General features: G+C 68.0%; 19 protein-coding genes. 15 read left to right on the forward strand and 4 right to left on the reverse strand.

The features are described 5' to 3' along the window. On the forward strand, nucleotides 1-972 hold the full coding sequence (gene truB, locus ACWDTI_RS17415) for a tRNA pseudouridine(55) synthase TruB (RefSeq protein ID WP_449739355.1): 972 nt from the start codon (nucleotides 1-3) through the stop codon (nucleotides 970-972). 127 nt (nucleotides 973-1,099) lie between these two features. Here truB and ACWDTI_RS17420 read toward each other — a convergent pair whose 3' ends face one another. Further along, complete coding sequence (locus ACWDTI_RS17420) at nucleotides 1,100-1,840, reverse strand: metal-dependent transcriptional regulator (RefSeq protein ID WP_449739356.1); 741 nt, start codon at nucleotides 1,838-1,840, stop codon at nucleotides 1,100-1,102. A 178-nt stretch (nucleotides 1,841-2,018) separates the two neighbouring features. Here ACWDTI_RS17420 and ACWDTI_RS17425 point away from each other — a divergent pair, with 178 nt between their 5' ends. From ACWDTI_RS17425 to ACWDTI_RS17450, 6 genes are all read left to right on the forward strand, one after another. After that, on the forward strand, nucleotides 2,019-2,987 hold the full coding sequence (locus ACWDTI_RS17425; RefSeq protein ID WP_449739357.1) for a bifunctional riboflavin kinase/FAD synthetase: 969 nt from the start codon (nucleotides 2,019-2,021) through the stop codon (nucleotides 2,985-2,987). Between the two features lie 118 nt (nucleotides 2,988-3,105). Then, a complete protein-coding gene (gene rpsO / locus ACWDTI_RS17430; protein WP_449739358.1) occupies nucleotides 3,106-3,375 on the forward strand; it encodes a 30S ribosomal protein S15 in 270 nt (89 codons plus the stop codon). Nucleotides 3,376-3,806: 431 nt separating this feature from the next. Continuing rightward, entirely contained in the window at nucleotides 3,807-6,092 is a 2,286-nt protein-coding gene (locus ACWDTI_RS17435; protein ID WP_449739359.1) for a polyribonucleotide nucleotidyltransferase, read from the forward strand. Between the two features lie 163 nt (nucleotides 6,093-6,255). Continuing rightward, nucleotides 6,256-8,094, forward strand: a complete 1,839-nt coding sequence (locus ACWDTI_RS17440; protein WP_449739360.1) for a putative nucleotidyltransferase substrate binding domain-containing protein — start codon at nucleotides 6,256-6,258, stop codon at nucleotides 8,092-8,094. 11 nt (nucleotides 8,095-8,105) lie between these two features. Further along, a complete protein-coding gene (locus tag ACWDTI_RS17445; RefSeq protein WP_449739361.1) occupies nucleotides 8,106-8,873 on the forward strand; it encodes an NRDE family protein in 768 nt (255 codons plus the stop codon). 28 nt (nucleotides 8,874-8,901) lie between these two features. Continuing rightward, the gene (locus tag ACWDTI_RS17450; protein ID WP_449739362.1) at nucleotides 8,902-10,140 is read left to right on the forward strand and encodes an APC family permease; all 1,239 of its coding nucleotides are present in this window, start codon (nucleotides 8,902-8,904) and stop codon (nucleotides 10,138-10,140) included. Between the two features lie 90 nt (nucleotides 10,141-10,230). Here ACWDTI_RS17450 and ald read toward each other — a convergent pair whose 3' ends face one another. Beyond that, nucleotides 10,231-11,337, reverse strand: coding sequence for an alanine dehydrogenase (gene ald / locus ACWDTI_RS17455; RefSeq protein ID WP_449739363.1), 1,107 nt, complete (start codon nucleotides 11,335-11,337; stop codon nucleotides 10,231-10,233). 161 nt (nucleotides 11,338-11,498) lie between these two features. Between ald and ACWDTI_RS17460 the strand changes: the two genes are divergently transcribed. From ACWDTI_RS17460 to ACWDTI_RS17480, 5 genes are all read left to right on the forward strand, one after another. Continuing rightward, nucleotides 11,499-11,987, forward strand: a complete 489-nt coding sequence (locus ACWDTI_RS17460) for an Lrp/AsnC family transcriptional regulator (RefSeq protein WP_449739364.1) — start codon at nucleotides 11,499-11,501, stop codon at nucleotides 11,985-11,987. 60 nt (nucleotides 11,988-12,047) lie between these two features. Then, nucleotides 12,048-12,800: a 4-hydroxy-tetrahydrodipicolinate reductase gene (dapB, locus tag ACWDTI_RS17465; protein WP_449739365.1), complete on the forward strand. Its 753-nt coding sequence runs from the start codon at nucleotides 12,048-12,050 to the stop codon at nucleotides 12,798-12,800. A gap of 50 nt (nucleotides 12,801-12,850) precedes the next feature. Continuing rightward, complete coding sequence (locus tag ACWDTI_RS17470) at nucleotides 12,851-13,285, forward strand: hypothetical protein (RefSeq protein ID WP_449739382.1); 435 nt, start codon at nucleotides 12,851-12,853, stop codon at nucleotides 13,283-13,285. Further along, nucleotides 13,282-13,734: a flavodoxin family protein gene (locus ACWDTI_RS17475; RefSeq protein ID WP_449739366.1), complete on the forward strand. Its 453-nt coding sequence runs from the start codon at nucleotides 13,282-13,284 to the stop codon at nucleotides 13,732-13,734. The genes ACWDTI_RS17470 and ACWDTI_RS17475 overlap by 4 nt, the downstream gene beginning before the upstream one ends. A 75-nt stretch (nucleotides 13,735-13,809) precedes the next feature. Beyond that, nucleotides 13,810-14,700, forward strand: coding sequence for an SDR family NAD(P)-dependent oxidoreductase (locus tag ACWDTI_RS17480; protein ID WP_449739367.1), 891 nt, complete (start codon nucleotides 13,810-13,812; stop codon nucleotides 14,698-14,700). Here the strand turns inward: ACWDTI_RS17480 and ACWDTI_RS17485 are convergent, their stop codons facing one another. Together ACWDTI_RS17485 and ACWDTI_RS17490 are read right to left on the reverse strand one after the other, a co-directional pair. Beyond that, on the reverse strand, nucleotides 14,701-16,056 hold the full coding sequence (locus ACWDTI_RS17485; protein WP_449739368.1) for an NAD(P)/FAD-dependent oxidoreductase: 1,356 nt from the start codon (nucleotides 16,054-16,056) through the stop codon (nucleotides 14,701-14,703). It abuts the gene before it with no gap. 106 nt (nucleotides 16,057-16,162) lie between these two features. Further along, complete coding sequence (locus tag ACWDTI_RS17490; RefSeq protein WP_449739369.1) at nucleotides 16,163-16,525, reverse strand: hypothetical protein; 363 nt, start codon at nucleotides 16,523-16,525, stop codon at nucleotides 16,163-16,165. A gap of 484 nt (nucleotides 16,526-17,009) precedes the next feature. On the opposite strand from ACWDTI_RS17490, the gene ACWDTI_RS17495 reads away from it, so the two are divergent. Genes ACWDTI_RS17495 through ACWDTI_RS17505 form a run of 3 tightly spaced genes read left to right on the forward strand, consistent with a single transcriptional unit; the run spans nucleotide 17,010 to nucleotide 19,597 of the window. Then, nucleotides 17,010-17,843 carry a thymidylate synthase gene (locus ACWDTI_RS17495; RefSeq protein WP_449739370.1) on the forward strand — a complete coding sequence of 278 codons (834 nt, stop codon included), beginning with the start codon at nucleotides 17,010-17,012 and terminating at the stop codon, nucleotides 17,841-17,843. 9 nt (nucleotides 17,844-17,852) lie between these two features. Beyond that, the gene (locus ACWDTI_RS17500; protein ID WP_449739371.1) at nucleotides 17,853-18,365 is read left to right on the forward strand and encodes a dihydrofolate reductase; all 513 of its coding nucleotides are present in this window, start codon (nucleotides 17,853-17,855) and stop codon (nucleotides 18,363-18,365) included. Beyond that, nucleotides 18,362-19,597, forward strand: a complete 1,236-nt coding sequence (locus ACWDTI_RS17505; RefSeq protein ID WP_449739372.1) for a winged helix-turn-helix domain-containing protein — start codon at nucleotides 18,362-18,364, stop codon at nucleotides 19,595-19,597. The genes ACWDTI_RS17500 and ACWDTI_RS17505 overlap by 4 nt, the downstream gene beginning before the upstream one ends. Nucleotides 19,598-19,879 lie beyond the last annotated feature (282 nt).

Raw genomic sequence — 19,879 nt, forward strand, 5'->3', positions numbered from 1 at the left:
ATGGCCGACGCATCCATCGAGAACGCCGGCCTCCTGATCGTCGACAAGGACGCCGGCATGACCAGCCACGACGTCGTGTCGAAGTGTCGAAAGCTGTTCAACACCAGGCGAGTCGGGCATGCTGGAACCTTGGACCCAATGGCCACCGGGGTCCTCGTGATCGGTATCGAGCGAGCCACCAAACTGCTGGGGCTGCTCTCGCTGACGACGAAGTCCTACACCGCGACGATCCGGCTCGGCGCGAGCACCGACACCGACGACCGCGAGGGCGAGATCCTCACCCGGACCAACGCATCGCACATCACCGACGACCAGATCGCCGCCGGCATCGCCGATCTCACCGGCGACATCCAGCAGGTGCCCGCCAAGGTCAGTGCCATCAAGGTCGACGGACGGCGCGCCCACAACCTGGTGCGGGCGGGCGCCGAGTTCGACCTCGAGGCGCGGCCGGTCACGGTGTCGCGCTTCGGGATTCACGAAATCCGGCGCGGACACCCGGTCCCTGAGGAGCCCGCTTGCGAGCGCGTCCCCTCGCTCCCTGAGGAGCGGGCTTTCGAGTGTCTCGAAGGGTACGTCGACATCGACGTCGAGGTCGACTGCTCGGCCGGCACCTACATCCGTTCCCTGGCACGCGATCTCGGAGCCGCCCTCGGCGTCGGCGGCCACCTGACGGCGTTGCGGCGCACCGCCGTCGGACCGTTCACCCTCGATCACGCTCGCCGTCTCGATGATCTCGGCGACCCGCCCCTTCTCTCGCTGTCCATCGACGAGGCGGCGAAACTCTCGTTCCCGCACCGCGATATCGACGACGACGAGGCCGAGTCGATCAGCCAGGGACGCTGGCTCACGCCGGTCGGCCGCAAGGAGATCTACGTCGTCATCGACCCGGCCGGGCAGGCGATCGCCCTGGTGCAAGAGAAGGGGAGACGCGCCAGTTCGGTGATGGTGGTGCGCCCGGCGACGTTGCGGTGATCGAGTGAGGTATTGGTCGCAGTGAGGTCGAGGTCACTTGTCGGCCAAGGGAAGTGGTCTCGATGCGGCGCCTCGCTGCGCTCGGTGCCTTACTCGACCAGCGGGGAAGTTGCTGAGCGAGGGGCGGTCAGGTTCGATCCACCAGGAAGATCGCGCGGGCCGCCACGTCACCGAGGTCGAGATTGGTGTTGCCGTCGACGGAGATGGAGATCGTTCCCGCGAACGGGCGCTTCTCGACGACGGTGATCTCGCAGTCGAGTGCGACGCCGACCTCGTCGAAATACCGCAGCATCTCCGGGTCGGTGTCGGAAATCCTTGCGACACGGCCGGATTCGTCGACCTTGAGGTCGGCCAGGGCGGTGACGTCGGGGCTGGGCACCGAGCCGTCGAGCGCCGGGATCGGGTCGCCGTGCGGATCGCGGTCCGGGTAGCCGAGCTTCGCGTCGAGGCGCGACATCAACCGGTCGGACACCGCATGCTCGAGGATCTCCGCCTCGTCGTGCACCTCGTCCCAGCCGTATCCGAGTTCGCGCACGAGGAAGGTTTCCAGCAGGCGATGCCGGCGGACCATCAGGATCGCCGCCGTGCGGCCCTCGTCGGTGAGGGTGACCGCGCCATAGCGTTCGTGGGAGACGAGCCCCTGATCGGCGAGCTTGCGGATCGCCTCCGACGCCGTCGACGCCGACACGCCCAACTTCTCGGCGAGCATCTTGGTGGTGACCTTGACGTCCGCCCACTCCTGGCTCGTCCAGATGACCTTGAGGTAGTCCTGGGTGACCGACGACAGCGCGGTCACCGGACGATCGGGACCCGATCCGGGGTTGGCCGCCGCGGATTTGGCAGCGGCGACCGTTCGGGATTGGGGCATGAGTCGAGCTTAGGGCATGCAGGCCGAATCCTCCCGAGGCGTCTGCGGTGGTGTCGGCGGACCACGCGCACGGTGTGGTCACGCGTTGTTCACGGCGGCCGGTGGACGCTGAAACCCGCTATTCACCACGCCCGGGCGGTGGTGGTCAGTGGGGCTGGTGGGTCGTAGGCTGAAGCGCGTGTTGCGTTGGCGAGGTCTCGAGGACATCCCCGCGGACTGGGGCAGATGTGTGGTCACCATAGGCGTTTTCGACGGCGTCCACCGTGGACACGCCCAGTTGATCACTGCGGCGACGACGGCGGCCCGGGCCCGCGGGGTGCCGTCGGTGCTGATGACCTTCGATCCGCATCCGGCCGAGGTGGTCCGTCCCGGCTCGCATCCTCCGCAGCTGACCACCCTGACCCGGCGGGCCGAACTCGCCGAGGAACTCGGCATCGACGTCTTCTGCGTCATGCCGTTCACGCCCGAACTCGCGTCTCGCTCGCCGAAGGACTTCGCGCACGACATCCTGGTGGAGACGTTGCATGCCGCCGACGTCGTCGTCGGCGACAACTTCACCTTCGGCAAGAAGGCCGCCGGTGATGTGGCGAAACTGGCCGATCTCGGCCAGAAGTTCGGTTTCGAGGTGCAGGCGATCTCGCTGTTCGGCGAACACGCCGTGACCTTCTCGTCCACCTACATCCGATCCTGCGTCGCCGCCGGGGACGTCGAACTGGCCGCCGAGGCCCTCGGCCGGCCACACCGGGTGGAAGGTGTCGTCGTCCGCGGCGACGGCCGGGGGCGCGAACTCGGCTACCCGACGGCCAACGTCGCACCCCCGATGTACGCCGCGATCCCGGCAGACGGCGTGTACGCGGCGTGGTTCACGGTGCTCGGGGTCGGTCCGGTGGTCGGGCAGGTGGTGCCCGGGGAGCGTTATCAGGCCGCGGTGTCGGTCGGCACCAACCCGACCTTCTCCGGACGCACCCGCACCGTGGAGGCCTTCGTCCTCGACACCAGCGCCGATCTGTACGGACAGCACGTCGCGGTGGACTTCGTCGCCCGGATCCGTGGCATGGTGCCGTTCGCAGATGTCGAGGACCTGATCACCGCCATCGGCGACGACGTGGACAAGACGCGGTCGTTGCTGGCGGCCGCGGAGCACTGACCGGTCGCGATTTGGGTCCCGACCAGCACCGCTGGTAAATTGGCACGTCGGCGTTGCTGCAGTCCGCGGTGGCGCGCCCAGATTTGTGTACGCGGAACTGAAAAACAGGAGTATCTCCATGGCTTTGACTGCCGCCGAGAAGAAGGACATCCTCAGCGAGTACGGGCTGCACGAGACCGACACCGGTTCGCCCGAGGCCCAGGTCGCGCTGCTCACCAAGCGCATCACCGACCTGACCGAGCACCTCAAGGAGCACAAGCACGATCACCACAGCCGTCGTGGTCTGCTGCTGCTCGTGGGTCGTCGCCGTCGTCTGCTCAAGTACGTCGCGAAGGTCGACATCAACCGCTACCGTGCGCTGATCGAGCGCCTCGGTCTGCGTCGCTGATCGACCACGAGTCCGGACTTTCTCGGCCGTCCCCGCACCGCGGGGGCGGCCGTCTTGTTGGTGCAGGTCGGTATTTATGCAGGTCGGCCCCAATGATAAGATTGTCAACGACCGTTGCCGTGAAGTCCTGCAGGACGTGTGAGAACGAGCAGATCGGTCCTCGGTAGTGGCCGCCGGAACCAAGGTGAACCCGCCTCGTTTCCGGCCGCTTCGATCGAAGGCCGTCTGTACCACAACAACGGCGCGCCATGAACGCGCGCCCGCACGCCGGCAATTCTTCTACGGCCACAGTCGCGGGCCGACCATCTGCACCTGCAGTCGTCGCCACGGCATCGCTGTGTGCACAGCGCGCCGTGCGCGATCAGCGTCGTCCCGCTCCACCACCGCAGTCGCCGACGTGGCGGCTGATATGAAGGGATTTCAACTCTCACATGACAGATGTGACCACTGAGCAGGACATCGATTCTGCCGACTACGACGACGCCGTCACCGAGGCGACCGCCATCATCGACAACGGGAGCTTCGGCACCCGCACCATCCGTTTCGAGACCGGACGCCTCGCCCTGCAGGCCGCGGGCTCGGTGACCGCCTACCTCGACGAGGAGTCCATGCTCCTGTCGACCACCACCGCGTCCAAGCAGCCCAAGGAGCACTTCGACTTCTTCCCGCTGACCGTCGACGTCGAGGAGCGGATGTACGCCGCGGGCCGCATCCCCGGCTCGTTCTTCCGCCGCGAGGGCCGTCCGTCCACCGACGCGATCCTCACCTGCCGCCTCATCGACCGGCCGCTGCGCCCGTCCTTCGTCGACGGCCTGCGCAACGAGATCCAGGTCGTCGTGACCGTGCTGTCGCTCGACCCCAAGGACCTCTACGACGTCGTCGCGATCAACGCGGCGTCTGCCTCCACCCAACTCGCCGGCCTGCCGTTCTCCGGCCCCGTCGGTGCCGTGCGGGTCGCGCTCATCCCGACCGAGGAGAACCGGGCGGGCCAGTGGGTCGCGTTCCCGACCGTCGAGCAGCTCGAGGGTGCGGTCTTCGACATGGTCGTCGCCGGCCGGATCGTCTCCGGTGAAGGTGATGGCGCCGATGTCGCGATCATGATGGTCGAGGCCGAGGCCACCGAGAACGTCATCGACATCATCGCCGGCGGCGCGCAGGCGCCGACCGAGGCGATCGTCGCCGAGGGCCTCGAAGCCGCCAAGCCGTTCATCGCCCGACTCTGCGAAGCGCAGAAGTCGCTCGCGGCGGCCGCGGCCAAGGAGACCGGCGAGTTCCCGCTGTTCCCGCCGTATGCCTCCGACGCCTACGACGCCGTCGCCGGTGCCGCGACCGATCGCCTCTCGGAGATCCTCACCATCGCCGGCAAGCAGGAGCGCGACGAGCGGACCGACGAGCTGAAGGGCGACATCCTCGATCAGCTCGGCGAGCAGTTCGAGGGCCGCGAGAAGGAGATCGGCGCGGCCTACCGCTCGCTGACCAAGAAGCTGGTGCGACAGCGGATCCTGACCGACCACTTCCGCATCGACGGCCGCGGCATCACCGACATCCGGTCGTTGTCGGCCGAGGTCGCGATCATCCCGCGGGCGCACGGTAGCGCCCTGTTCGAGCGCGGCGAGACCCAGATCCTGGGCGTCACCACCCTCGACATGGTCAAGATGGCCCAGCAGATCGATTCGCTCGGCCCCGACACCTCCAAGCGCTACATGCACCATTACAACTTCCCGCCGTTCTCGACCGGTGAGACCGGCCGCGTCGGGTCGCCCAAGCGCCGCGAGATCGGCCACGGTGCGCTCGCCGAGCGTGCCCTCGCACCGGTCATCCCGAGCGTCGAGGACTTCCCGTACGCGATCCGTCAGGTGTCGGAAGCGTTGGGCTCCAACGGTTCCACGTCGATGGGCTCGGTCTGCGCTTCGACCATGTCGCTGCTCAACGCCGGTGTGCCGCTGCGCGCCCCGGTCGCCGGCATCGCCATGGGTCTGGTCTCCGACGAGGTCGACGGTGAGATGCGCTACGTCGCCCTCACCGACATCCTGGGTGCCGAGGATGCCTTCGGCGACATGGACTTCAAGGTCGCCGGTACCAAGGACTTCGTCACCGCGCTGCAGCTCGACACCAAGCTCGACGGCATCCCGAGCCAGGTGCTGGCCGGTGCGTTGAGCCAGGCCAAGGACGCGCGCCTGACCATCCTGGACGTGATGGCCGAGGCCATCGACGAGCCGGACGAGATGAGCCCGTACGCGCCGCGGATCACCACCATCAAGATCCCGGTGGACAAGATCGGCGAGCTGATCGGCCCCAAGGGCAAGACGATCAACGGCATCACCGAGGAGACCGGCGCCAACATCTCGATCGAGGACGACGGCACCGTGTTCGTCGGCGCGGCCGACGGGCCGTCGGCGCAGGCCGCCATCGACCGGGTCAACGCGATCGCCAACCCGCAGCTCCCCAAGGTGGGCGAGCGGTTCCTCGGCACCGTGGTCAAGACCACCGCGTTCGGCGCGTTCGTCTCGCTGCTGCCGGGCCGCGACGGTCTGGTGCACATCTCCAAGCTCGGCAAGGGCAAGCGGATCAACAAGGTCGAGGACGTCGTGAGCGTCGGCTCCAAGCTCCGCGTGGAGATCGCCGACATCGACGACCGCGGCAAGATCAGCCTCGTCCCGGTCGACGAGGAGGCCGCCGCCGGCGCAGCCGCGGAGAAGGCCACCGCGGACGCCTGATCCCACGGATCACTCACCTGACCCGCTCCCGGAATCTCCCGGGGGCGGGTCACGTGTCTGCAGGCGACCACGGTGAGGTCGCATGCGTGCTCGCCTCGGTGTCGGCCAGGCCGTACATTCGGAGTCTGACCACCCGTTCACCTCTACCGGCAAAGGATCATCGATGAGCGCTCCGCCGTCGTGGGATCATCTGCGCCGTCACGCGCCCTTCGATTCCGTCTCCGATGACGAGTTCGTTCGCCTGGTGGAATCCGGCGAGATGATCGAATTCGATTCCGGTGCAACCATCTTTGATGGTTTCGTCACGCCGTCCGACGTCATGTACGCGGTCGTCGCCGGCCAGGTCGAACTCTTCAACATCGGCCCCGACCAGGGCGAGGCAGATGAAACCCTGGGCCCCGGCGGTGTTTTCGGCTACTCGTCGCTGCTGACGAAGTCCTTGGTGGGACCACGGGCGGTGGCGGCGGGTCCGGCCACCGTCTGCCTGATCCCCGGCGACGCCGCGCGGTCGCTGTTCTCCAGCGTCCGGGGCGCCGAGTTCGTCGCCGACAAGCTGACCGTTCCCCGTCGCCGCGACGCGCCCGGACCCGCGCACGGCACGGTCGACCACCTCATCGCGAGCGCACCGGTGATCGGTGCGCCGGACATGACGGTCGCCGAGGCGGCACGCCTGATGACCGACCGCCGGCAGGAGTACGTCATCTTCGCCCGCGACGACGGCTATCGCGTCGTCACCGATGCCGACATCCGCGCACGGGTGGTCGCCGCGGGGCGTTCGCTGGACACCGCACTGTCCGACGTGGTGGACACCCCGGCCCGCGTCGTCTATCGCGGGACGGCCGCCGCGGACGCGCTCACCGAGATCCTCGATCACGATCTCGCCGCGGTGCCCGTGCTCGATCCCTCCGGCGCCGTGATCGGCGCCGTGGGACCCGCGGATTTCATTGCCGCACCGGCAGGTCCGTCCATGTCGCTGCGTCGGCAGATATCTCGTGCCGCCACCGTAGAGGACCTCGTCGCGAGCGGTGGGCGGGTGCCGTACCTGGTGGCCGACCTGGTGCGGCGGGGGCAGCCCGTGCACGAGGTGACGGCCATCGCGTCACTGGTCAACGACGCGATCGTGCGCCGGTCACTGGAGCTCACGCTGCGCCGTCACCCCGATCTCGATCCCGCCGCGCTGACGTGGTTGTCGCTGGGCAGCAATGCGCGTCGCGAGCCGGTCCTGACCTCCGACGTCGACTCGGCGGTGACCTTCGACGACGCCGTCGCCGATGAGCAGATCGCTGCGTACCGAACGGTCTTCGCGGAGGTCGACGACGTCCTGCGGCGCGCGGGAATGGCGATCGACACCAACGGGGCGATCGCGTCGATGCCGTTGTTCGCCCGCACCCACGCGCAGTGGCGGTCGGCCGCGCAGCAGTGGCTGGACGCGCCGCTGGAGAACAAGGGCATGATCTTCACGTCGCTGTTGCTCGACGGTCGACCGATCTGGGGCGATCAGGGCTTGTCGGCGGTCGGCGAGGTGTTCGGCGATCTCCGCGGACACCCCGGCACGCTGGGCCTGTTGTTGCAGGAGTCGTTGTCGCACAAGGCGAGACTGCGGTCGATGCGCGACGTCCTCACCCGCCGGGGCGGCACCTTCGACATCAAACACCACGCCTTGACGCCCCTGGTGAACATCGCGCGCTGGGCGGCGTTGTCGGTGCGGTCCACCGAACTCGGCACCCGCGGGCGCCTGATGGCCGCCGCGGGCAGCCCGATGATGTCCGCCGATTCCGCTGCGACGCTCGTCGAGGTGTTCGACGTCCTGCAGCGGGTGCGGCTGACATATCAAGTGGCACAGTTCGATCGGGGCGAACAGGTCAGCGATGTCCTGAACATGAAGCGCCTGTCCCCGCTCGACCGGAGCCTGGTGGCGCAGGCGGTGCGCGAGATCACCGGCGTCCAGCGGCGGATGACGAACATGAGCCACTACCTGTCCGTGACCGAGCAAGCGCGATAGCGCGAATCATCATGTGCCTCATCCTGTTCGCGTACGATTTGCATCCGGATTTCGCGCTGGTCGTGGCCGCCAACCGTGACGAGTTCTATCGGCGCCGCACCCGGGCGTTGGGGCGCTGGGGCGACCTGCCGATCATCGGTGGTCGGGATGCGGAGGCCGGCGGCACCTGGATGGGCGTCCACGCCGATCGGCCGACACGGGTGGCGATGGTCACCAATGTGCGCGACGGTGTCCCGGCCGGACCCGGGCCCCGGTCGCGCGGCGAGTTGCCGGTCGACTTTCTGACCGGAACCGCCACTCCGGCGCAGGCGGCGCAGCGGCTGTGCGATCTGGCCGACGAGTATGCACCGGCGAACCTGCTCGTCGCCGACGACGGCGAGATGTGGTGGGCGACCAACTTTCCGGAGCCCGCCGCACGGCGGGTCGAACCGGGTGTGCACGGCCTGTCCAACGGTGTCCTCGACAGCGCCTGGCCCAAGGTGACCGACGGGTGCGAGGCACTGGCCGCGATCGTGGCCGAGGATCGGCCCGGAGCGCCGGTGGAGCCGTATCTCGACCTGCTGAGCGACCGGGCACGGCCGACGGTGGACCGGCTGCCCGACACCGGGGTGCCCGCCGAGCGGGAGCAGGATCTCTCGCCGATCTTCGTGACCATGCGCGGTTACGGCACCCGTGCCTCGACGGTGTTGAGGTTGGGCCGAGACGGCCACGGAGACATCACCGAACGGCGCTTCACCTACCGCGGGCGTCGTCGGGGGACCTCGTCGTTCACCTGGTGATCACCTGCGGGCCCTATCGTCTGGCACCATGCCGACAGAACTGACCCGCAGACTCGGACTCCTCGACGCCGTCGTCGTTGGCCTCGCGGCGATGATCGGGGCCGGAGTCTTCGTCGTGTGGGCGCCGGCCGCAGGGTCGGCCGGGTCGGCCGCGGCCCTGGGCGTCGCCCTGCTGCTCGCCGGATCGGTGGCCGCTGCGAATGCGTACTCGTCGGCCCGACTCGCCGCGCGCTACCCGGCATCCGGTGGCACCTACGTGTACGGCCGGGAACGGCTCGGGGACGTCTGGGGCTACCTCGCCGGGTGGGCGTTCGTCGTCGGCAAGACGGCGTCGTGTGCGGCGATGGCGCTGACCGTCGGCGCCTACCTCTGGCCTCGCGAGATGCATCTGGTGGCCGTCGCGGCCGTGCTGCTGGTGACCGCGGTGAACCTGTGGGGCGTCGAGAAATCCGCGCGTTTGAGCCGGGCCATCGTCGCCGTCGTCGTGTGCGGGCTGGCGGTCGCGGTGGCCGTGCTGTGGTCCCGCGGCGCGGCGACGGCGACCCAGCTCGCCACGTTCGGCGACCACTCGTGGTGGGGCGTCCCCCAGGCGGCCGCGCTCATGTTCTTCGCCTTCGCCGGGTACGCACGCATCACCACGTTGGGGGAGGAGGTCCGCGACCCGGCACGGGTGATTCCGCGGGCGGTGCTCGTCGCGGTCGCGGGCACGATGATCGTCTACACCATCGTCGGCGCGACGCTCGTGGCGACGCTCGGTATCGACCGCCTGTCGTCGTCGGATGCACCGCTGGCCGACGCGGTCCGGCTCCTCGGGTGGACGTGGCTTCAGGTGACGGTCGCGGTGATCGCGGTACTAGCGGCCCTCGGCGCTCTGGTGTCGTTGGTGCTGGGTGTCTCGCGCACGACGCTGGCCATGGCGCGCGACGGTCACCTGCCCTCGTATCTGGCCACGTTGAGCACCCGATCGGATCAGCGCGTCGTCCCGCAGCATGCCGAGATGGTCGTCGGACTGCTGATCGCCGTTCTGGTGGCGTTCGGCGACATCAGGGGTGCGATCGGGTTCTCCGCATTCACGATTCTGGTGTACTACGCGATCGCCAACGCGTCGGCGTGGACGCTGGGTGGCCGAATCCCCGCCCGGGCGGTCGCGGTGGCCGGGATCGTCGGGTGTGTGCTGCTGGCGGTCACCCTGCCCTGGCGGTCGGTGGCGGCCGGGGCGGTGGTCCTGCTGATCGGCTGGATGATCTGGTGGGTCCGCCGCCGCTGACCGGCGATCGTCGGAAGAGCCTTACGAATTTCCGCCGGGCGTGCGCGAAGGATCTGCGCACGCCCGGCGGGGGCAAGGAAAGCTAGTCGCTCAGAACGGCAGCGGTGCGACCGGGATATCCAGTGCGGCACCGACCTCCGGCGTGAAGAGCTTGCCGTCGTGGGTCGACAGGCCGGCGGCGAGCGAGGCGTCGGTGCGGCAGGCCTGCTCCCAGCCCTGATCGGCCAGGCGCAGCACGTACGGCAGCGTCGCGCCGGTCAGCGCCATCGTCGAGGTCCGGGCGACGGTGCCGGGCATGTTCGCGACGCAGTAGAAGACGGTGTCGTGGACGGTAAAGGTGGGGTCGTCGTGGGTGGTCGGGCGGCTGTCCTCGAAGCAGCCACCCTGATCGATCGCGATGTCGACCAGGACCGCACCCGGCTTCATCTGCGACACAAGGTCATTCGAGACCAGCACGGGGGCCTTGGCGCCGGGCACCAGGACGGCGCCGATCACCAGGTCGGCCTCGCGGACCGCCTCGGCGAGGGCCAGCGACGTGCTGTAGCGGGTGTGGACGCGGCCGTTGAAACGCGCGTCGACGGCGCGCAGCTTGGCGATGTCGAGGTCGAACACGGTGACCTGGGCGCCCATGCCGACCGCGATGGTCGCCGCGTTCACGCCGCTGACACCGCCGCCGATCACCACGACGTTGGCCGGCTCGGTGCCCGGGACACCGCCCATCAGCACACCGCGACCACCCTCGGACTTCATCAGGTGGTAGGCGCCGACCTGCGGGGCGAGACGTCCGGCAACCTCGCTCATCGGGGCCAGCAGCGGCAGCGAGCCGTCGGCGGCGCGCACGGTCTCGTAGGCGATGGAGGTGGTCTTCGAGGCGAGCAGCGCTTCGGTGCACGGACGGCTGGCCGCCAGGTGCAGGTAGGTGAACAGGGTCTGGCCCTCGCGCATGAGCGCGTATTCGGAGGCGATGGGCTCCTTGACCTTGAGGATCATGTCGGCCTGTTCCCACACCTGCTCGGCGGTGGACAGGATCTGCGCGCCGGCCTCTTTGTAGTCGATGTCGTGGAAGGAGGAGCCCTCGCCGGCACCGGCCTGGATGACGACCTCGTGGCCACGGTCGTGCAGTTCGGCGACACCGGCCGGGGTGATGGCGACGCGGTACTCGTGGTTCTTGATCTCGGTGGGGATGCCGATACGCATGACGGGTGCTCCTGGGGAGTTCGGGATGTGGACTTCAGACGTGATTCGCAACACTGCGCTGACATCAAGGATGAAGGAACGTCGAAATATGCGCAATAACTGTGTAGATAATTCTCTATGATGGGTGATCAGGCAGTAATTATTCGAAATGGAGTCTTCTGATGGCGGTTCAACCGAAGGATGTTCGAAGCGCAGAACCGATGCTCGACGAGACCGACCGAGTCCTGTTACGGCTCCTTCAGACCGATGCCCGCATGCCCAACAGCGAACTCGCGGCGCGGGCGGGAATCGCGGCCTCGACCTGCCACGGCCGGATCCGTCGCCTCGGTGATCTCGGGGTGATCCGCGGCTACTTCGCCGACGTCGATCCGGCGGCCGTGGGGCGACCCCTGCGCGCGATGGTGGCGGTCAGCCTGCAGTCCGACGCCCGCGGACAGATCCGCCGGTTCGTCGGCGAGATCGAACGGCAGGACGCGGTGATCGACGTCTTCTTCCTGTCCGGCGCCGACGACTACCTGCTGCACGTGGCCACCGCCGACACCGACGCGCTGCGCGAGTTCGTCGAGACGCTCAACGCCCGTCCCGAGGTGGCCGGCACCACGACCTCACTCGTGTTCGAGCATCGTCGTGGCGGTGCGCCGATCTTCTGAGTGGCACGGACGAATAGACTCGGGGGCCGGACCGGCCGAGATGAAGGGATGTTCGAAACGATGTCAGGTGAGATCCGGGTGGGCGTGCTCGGCAGCAACGGCAAGGTCGGGCAGGCGATCGTCGCCGCGGTCGAGGCCGCCGACGATCTGACCTTCAGCGTCGGCGTCGACAAGGACGACCCGCTGGAGAACTTCGTCGCCGCCGACACCTCCGTCGTCGTGGACTTCACCCACCCCGGCGTGGTGATGGGCAACCTGGAGTTCTTGATCCGCAACGGGATTCACGCGGTGGTCGGCACCACCGGCTTCACCGAGGAACGGCTCGCCCAGGTGCGGGGCTGGCTGGCCGACAATCCCGGCGTCGGGGTGCTGATCGCGCCGAACTTCGCCATCGGTGCGGTGCTGATGATGCGCTTCGCGGCGCAGGCGGCCCGGTTCTACGACTCGGTCGAGGTCATCGAACTGCATCACCCGCACAAGGCCGACGCCCCGTCGGGCACGGCGTATCGGACCGCCCGATTGATCGCGGAGGCCCGGGCGAACGCCGGTGTCGGTCCGGGTCCGGACGCGACCAGCGAGGAACTCGACGGTGCTCGGGGGGCTGTTGTCGACGGCGTCCACGTGCACTCGGTGCGCCTGGCGGGGCTGGTCGCGCATCAGGAGGTGCTGCTCGGCACCGAGGGCGAGACGCTCACCATCCGCCACGACTCACTCGACCGCACCTCGTTCGCACCCGGTGTGCTGCTCGGTGTCCGCGCGATCGGCGCACGGCCCGGCCTGACCGTCGGCCTGGAAGAACTGATGGACCTCTAGTGGCCCGCACCAAGGACCACAACAATCGCGACTCACGGCCGATCGTCTGGATGATCGGCTTCCTCGTCGTCGCGATGATCGTCTACTTCGCCATCCTCGGCTGGCGCGGCGTCACGCTCATCTCGTCGGGCACTGTCGCGGGCATCGGCATCGGCATCGGCGTGCTGATCTTGCCGTTCATCGGCGCGTGGATGATCTACGCGACCCTGCGCGCGGGTATCGAACACCAGAGACTTGCTCGCATCATGGTCGAGGAGGGCCGCGAGCTCGACGTGTCGGCGTTGCCGCGGCGGGCGTCCGGCCGTATCGAGCGCGATGCCGCCGACGAGCTGTTCGCGCAGGTCAAGCAGGAGTGGGAAACCGACCCCGACGACTGGCACAACACCTATCGGATCGCCCGCGCGTACGACTACGCCGGCGACCGCAGCCGCGCACGGCAGATGATGAAACGGGCGGTTGCCCAGTTTCACGGGCGGGACTCATGAGCACGCTGCTGGTCATCCACCACACGCCGTCGCCGCACTGTCAGGCGATGTTCGAGGCGGCGATCTCCGGCGCCACCGACCCGGAGATCGAGGGGGTCGACGTGGTGCGCCGGGCGGCGCTGTCGGTGACCGCGAGCGACGTGCTGGCGGCCGACGGCTACCTGCTCGGTTCGCCCGCGAACCTCGGATACATCTCGGGTGCGCTCAAGCACGCCTTCGACACCTTCTACTACCCGTGCCTCGACTCCACTAGGGGACGGCCGTTCGGGCTGTACCTGCACGGCAACGAGGGGACTGAAGGAGCCCAGAAGGCGGTCGACTCCATCACCACCGGTCTCGGCTGGGTGAAGGCCGCCGAGTACGTGGTGGTGTCCGGGGCTCCGGCGAAGTCCGACCTGGAGGCGTGCTGGGATCTGGGTGCGACACTCGCCGCCGGTCTGATGGACTGATCGGACCCCGAGTTTCCTTCTCGCTCACCGATAATCCCTCTGGGCTGGTCACGACCGCCGTGTGACCCTCGGCACATGCTGACATTCGACAACAAAGTAGCGATCGTGACCGGCTCGGGCCGGGGTCTGGGTGCCGCGCACGCCAAGTACCTGGCCGCGCGGGGGGCTGCCGTGGTGATCAACGATCTCGGCGGAACCGCGACGGGTACCGGGGCCAGCCACGGCCCGGCCGAAGAGACGGTTGCCGAGATCGTCGAGGCAGGTGGGCGGGCGGTCGCGAACTTCGATTCGGTGACCGAGCATCCCGAGCGGATCGTACGGACGGCGATCGACGAGTTCGGACGGCTCGACATCCTCATCAACAATGCGGGGATCAACCAGGTTCACCCGTTCGAAGGTGATGTGATGGCGGCCATCCGCAAGCACATGGACGTGCACTTCTTCGGGACCGCCGGTGTCACCGCGGCGGCGTGGCCGCATCTGGTCGAGAGCGGGTCGGGGCGTGTCGTCAACACGACGTCGCCGACACTCATCGGCTTCCCCGAGCAGACGCCCTACGTCGCGGCGAAAGGAGCGATCTTCGCCTTCACCCGGACCCTCGCCTTCGAAGGTGAGCCGGTGGGCATCAAGGTCAACGCCGTCGCGCCGACGGCTGCGACCCGGATGTCCGACGAGGCCGACCTGCCCGAGGAGTTCAAGCAGTTCATGCGCGACAACCTGCCCACCTCACTGGTCAGCCCCGTGTTCGCCTACCTCGCCAGTGACCGGTGCGCGGTGAACGGCGAAGTTTTCCAGGCGCAGGGCGGCGAGGTGCAACGCCTGGTCCTCGGTTTCAACAAGGGATTCGCCAGCACCGAACTCACTCCCGAGCTGATCGCCGACCATCTCAACGACATCGTGGACCCGTCGACCCACACCCCGTTCGCGACGATCGATCAGCAGGATCTGGCGGCGGTGGGCAAGTAGTCAGCCCCGAGATCGGGTAACCCGTTGTCGTTCAACCCAATGTGACGTTGTCCGACGGCCTTGTTCGACCAGGTCGGCGAGCACCGCGCGTCCGGAGTTGTCCGGCCGTCGGAACGCGCGAGCGGTCATCCCCAACACAGGCCCGAGTCGGGTCATGTCGGCGGGCCGACGGGTACGCGAGAACACATCGGTGAAGATGTTCGCGTACTCGGGATCGGCTGCGGCCCGGCGATACAGCTCGTACTCGATCGGGGTCGGCGGCTCCCCGGCGGCCAGCAGGTTGGTCCACTGATAGATCTCGAGACAGTCGATTTCGCGTTGTCGGGCCCAGCCGCGAGTCGCCGCGTCGAGTGCGGCCAAGTTGACGGGTCCGAGGGCGCCGAGGATCGGTGCGACGGCCTCGCCGAGCAGGCGACCGTACCGCAGGGCGTCCCGAATGCCTTGTGCGGTCACCGGATCCTTGAAGTGCCCCGCGTCACCGGCGAGCGCCCACCCCGGCCCGGCCGAGTGCCGGAAATACGACTCCATGCCGGTGCACGCGCGAACCGTCGACTTCAGCTCGGCGCCGACGAGTCGCTCGGCCAATCCCGGGATCGCCTCGATGCCGCGCAGGTACGCATCTTTGGCCTTGCGGCCCTTGAACTCCGGTGCCACGCCGACCGGCGGCTGGAGCAGGCACAGGACATCGCCGCGGTCGCAGGGGAATGCGGTGCCGAGCAGGCCGCCGACGCGCCACTGGGCGGCGATGTGCCGCAGGTCGGGCCGGGGATCACTCCAGTAGGCGAAATAGCAGGCGCGTCCGCTCGGGCGCGAGCGGTACGGCTCGGTGGCGTGCACCTGTGCGGCGACGAGGCTCTTGCGGCCGTCGGCGCCGATGATCAACGGCGCATGGACGTCTCGTTCGACGCCCGACGTCTCGACATAGCGGACGCCGGCCACCCGGCCACGCTCATGGATGAGTTCGGTGGCGCGGCAGCCGGGCCTGATGTCGGCGCCGGCGGCGACGGAGGTCGCGACGAAAGCGTCGTCGAGGGCGGTTCGCCGGGCGCACATCGCGTAGTCGAATCCGTTGTACGGCGAGTAGCCGATCTGGAATCCGATGCCCTCGAGGTCGGCCTGCGCGATCGGCATCCGTGGAGCGCCGATCGCCTCGACCCGGGCCAGTGCGCCGATCGCGTGGATTTCGGCCATCGTGGCGGGCCAGAGGAGGTGCGTGGAGAGCGTGTCCGACGGGAAGGTCGCCGCGTCGATGCCGAGGACCCTCAGTCCGCGTTCGGCCAGGGCGACGGCCGCGGCGTTACCCGCGCATCGGGTTCCGACGACGATGGCATCGAAGTTCTCGACTGTCGCCGGCACCTGACCACCCCTTTGAGACGTTCTGCGAACATGGTCTCACTCGGTGTGGGCCTGAGGGCCGGATTGGCGGTAATGCGTTCACCGGGAGATCCCCGGCGATGGTGGGTCAGCGAAGTGCGTCACCGACCGAGACGGCCGCCTCCGGGAACATTCCGGTGTTGAGGATGCGAGCGGCGTCGCGGGCGATCTCGGCGTCGTAGAACCCCACCACGCGGCGGTGGTCCTCGGAGGTGCGCACCTCGTAGTAGCGCGACGCCTTGCTGTCCTCGATGGTGATCACCCGGTACGGGTCGAGGTTGAGCTCCTCCAGTGCGTGGCTGCGGTTGCCGTCGGTCGCGGCGCTGATGGCCGGCTCGGGGAGACGGGCGAAGTGGGCCAGGTGGACGAGTTCGGTGGCACGGGCCGGAGCCGTGGTGCTGGCGTATGCGATCTCGCTGATGAGAGCGGTCGCGAGTGCGGTGTCGTTCATATCGATTCAAGCTTTCTGTCGGGTCGTTCGATCTGCGGGCACCATTGACCGTTGCTATCCACGGTAGGCCCCGACGCTGAGAAAACCCGATGAACAGAACGCACTTCACAGCCCGTCCGCGGCGGTGTCGCGCAACACAATTGGGGTCCAGACGCGGTGTCGCGGCAGCGCGTCGACTCCTTGTGGTCAGGGCCGCCGGGTACGTGCGGACGATTCGGTGGAGACGTCGAATGATGTTGTGCGGCAACGCTTGTGGTTGATTCTGGCGGGATCGCCGCTCGCTTCGGCGCACGTGCGGGTGTCGGCCCGCGACCGGCCGTCGATGCGGTGATCGTCTTCTCCGTCGCAGCCGCCCTCCGAGCCCGTCTGTGAGACGCCGATCACCGACAGGTCAGGCGGGTGATGAAGTCGGAGTACACCACGGCACCGGACATCCGCCGGAGATGTGCGTCTCATCTCCGCACCGGCCCACTACACTGACACCGTGAGTTCGGCCATCCGCGACTACTCGTCGACCGCGACCATCCCGACCCCGTACGAGGACCTGCTGCGTCTGGTACTGGAGACCGGCACGCCCAAGGCGGACCGGACCGGCACCGGTACCCGCAGTCTGTTCGGGCATCAGTTGCGCTACGACCTGGCGCAGGGATTTCCGCTGGTCACCACCAAGAAGGTGCATCTCAAGTCGATCGTCTACGAGTTGCTCTGGTTCCTGCGCGGTGACTCCAACGTCGGCTGGCTGCAGGAGCACGGCGTGACCATCTGGGACGAGTGGGCCGACGAGAACGGCGAACTCGGTCCCGTCTACGGCGTCCAGTGGCGCAGCTGGCCGACCCCGTCGGGTGAGCACATCGACCAGATCTCGGCCGCGCTCGACTTGCTGCGGACGAATCCCGACTCGCGGCGCAACATCGTGTCGGCGTGGAATGTCGGGGAGATCCTGCAGATGGCCCTGCCGCCGTGCCACGCCTTCTTCCAGTTCTACGTCGCCGACGGGAAGCTGTCGTGTCAGCTGTATCAGCGCAGCGCGGACCTGTTCCTCGGGGTGCCGTTCAACATCGCCTCGTATGCGCTGCTCACGCACATGATGGCGCAGCAGGCGGGCCTCGACGTCGGCGAGTTCGTCTGGACCGGTGGCGACTGCCACATCTACGACAACCACGTGGAGCAGGTGCAACTGCAGCTGTCCCGTGATCCCTATCCCTATCCCACCCTGGCGCTGCGCCGACGCGATTCGATCTTCGACTACGAGTTCGACGACATCAGCGTGGAGGGCTACGAGTCCCACCCGGGCATCAAGGCGCCCGTGGCGGTCTGAGGAGTGACGATGAACCGGCGAGACATCATCCTGGTCTGGGCGCAGGACCGGGCGGGCGCGATCGGTCGGGCCAACACCATCCCGTGGCGGGTGCCCGAGGACATGGCCCACTTCCGCGAGCTGACCACGGGCCACACCGTCGTCATGGGCCGCAAGACGTGGGAGTCGTTGCCGCTCGGATTCCGGCCGCTGCCGGGGCGCCGCAACGTCGTCATCACCCGATCACGCACGTTCGTGGCCGAGGGTGCCGATGTCGTCGGCGGGCTCGACGAGGCCTTCGACATCGCCGGTGACACCGTGGTGATCATGGGTGGCGCGGAAATATACAGCGCGGCAATGGAATCCGCGACTCATCTGCGACTCACCGAGATCGACATGCTCGTCGAGGGAGCAGACGCCTTCGCTCCGGAGGTCGACCCGTATGCCTGGGACGCCGCGGAGTCGGGGGAGTGGCTCTCCTCGTCGTCGGGCGTTCGGTACCGCTTCGTCGACTACGTCAGGCATGCGCTCGTGCACGGATGACCGCACCCGATCTGTCGGCTGCCCAGGTACGTCGAATTGCCTTGGGCGCACAGGGTTTCACCGACCCCATGCCTGGCGGCACCCCGACGATCGTGCATCTGCGACGCGTGGTGGGTCGTACGCGCCTGCTCCAGATGGACTCGGTCAACATTGCCGCCCGCGCGCACTACATGCCACTGTTCAGCCGGCTGGGCCCTTACGATCAGCAGCTGCTGGACCGCGCCGCCTGGCGACCGCGCCGCGGCGATCGTCTGCTGGTCGAGTACTGGGCTCACGAGGCCGCGCTCATCCCTATCGACGACTGGCCGCTGTTCGGTTGGCGCCGAGACGAATTCCGCGACGGGCGATACCAGTTCACCCGGGAGGTGATGCGGCGCAACCGCTCTCTGGCCGCCGACGTGCGTGCGGTCATCACCGACGCGGGTGCGAGCACTCCGCGGGAGATCGAGGCGCGCCTGGGCATCGAACGCGAACCCGGTGTCGCCGGAAGCTGGTGGCACCGTGGCGATGTCAAGCATGTGTGCGAGGCGATGTTCGCGGCCGGGGATCTGTCCGCGGTGCGCAACGAGCGCTTCGTCCGTCACTACGACCTCACCGAACGCGTGGTCGGCGCCGACCGCACGACCACCCATGTCGACAAGGTCGACGCACATCGGGAATTGGCCGCCCGGGCCGCCGCGTCGCTCGGCGTCGCGACGATCGCGGATATCGCCGACTACTACCGCCTGAAGGCGGCGGATGTGCGGCCCGCCGTCGACGATCTCGTAGCCGCCGGCGAACTCAGAAGTGTCGCGGTCGCGGGCTGGAAGGACCCGGCCTACCTGCACGCGTCGGCGAAGATCCCGCGCCGCGTCGATCGCTCGGCCATTCTGTCGCCGTTCGACCCGCTGGTGTTCTTCCGCCCGCGCGCCGAGCGGCTCTTCGACTTCCACTACCGCATCGAAATCTATGTGCCCGAACACAAACGGGTGCACGGCTACTACGTGCTGCCGTATCTGCTGGGCGATGACATCGCGGCGCGGGTGGACCTCAAGGCCGATCGTCCCGGTGGTGTGCTCCGGGTCCTGGCGTCGCACCTCGAGCCGGGTCGCGACGAGCGTCGGGTCGCCCAGAGGCTGGCGACCGATCTCCACACGATGTCCGCATGGCTCGGTCTCGGCGAGGTCGTGGTGGAGATTCGGGGCGACCTGGCGCCCACGCTCGGCCTCGCTGTGAGTCAGACCGAGGTCTGAGGAGTTCGCGGGGGACGAGTGGGCGGTCACTCCGGTCCTTCGGGAGTCCGTGGGGGACGAGTGCCCTCATCCCGACCCCTCGAGGAACGAGCGAACCGTCACCTCGATCCCTGAGCAGCCCGCGAGGAACGAGAGGGCGTGTCGAAGGGCGCCACCCAACCCCAAACGACCGTTCACCGCTCGACCATCACCTCACACCCAAGCCAGCACCACAAGCCGCTCCGACAAGCCCTCAAGAACTGTCACACCCGCCCGATACGATGACGGATCCCGCAGACCACC

The organism is Gordonia sp. NPDC003424, from assembly GCF_053588655.1.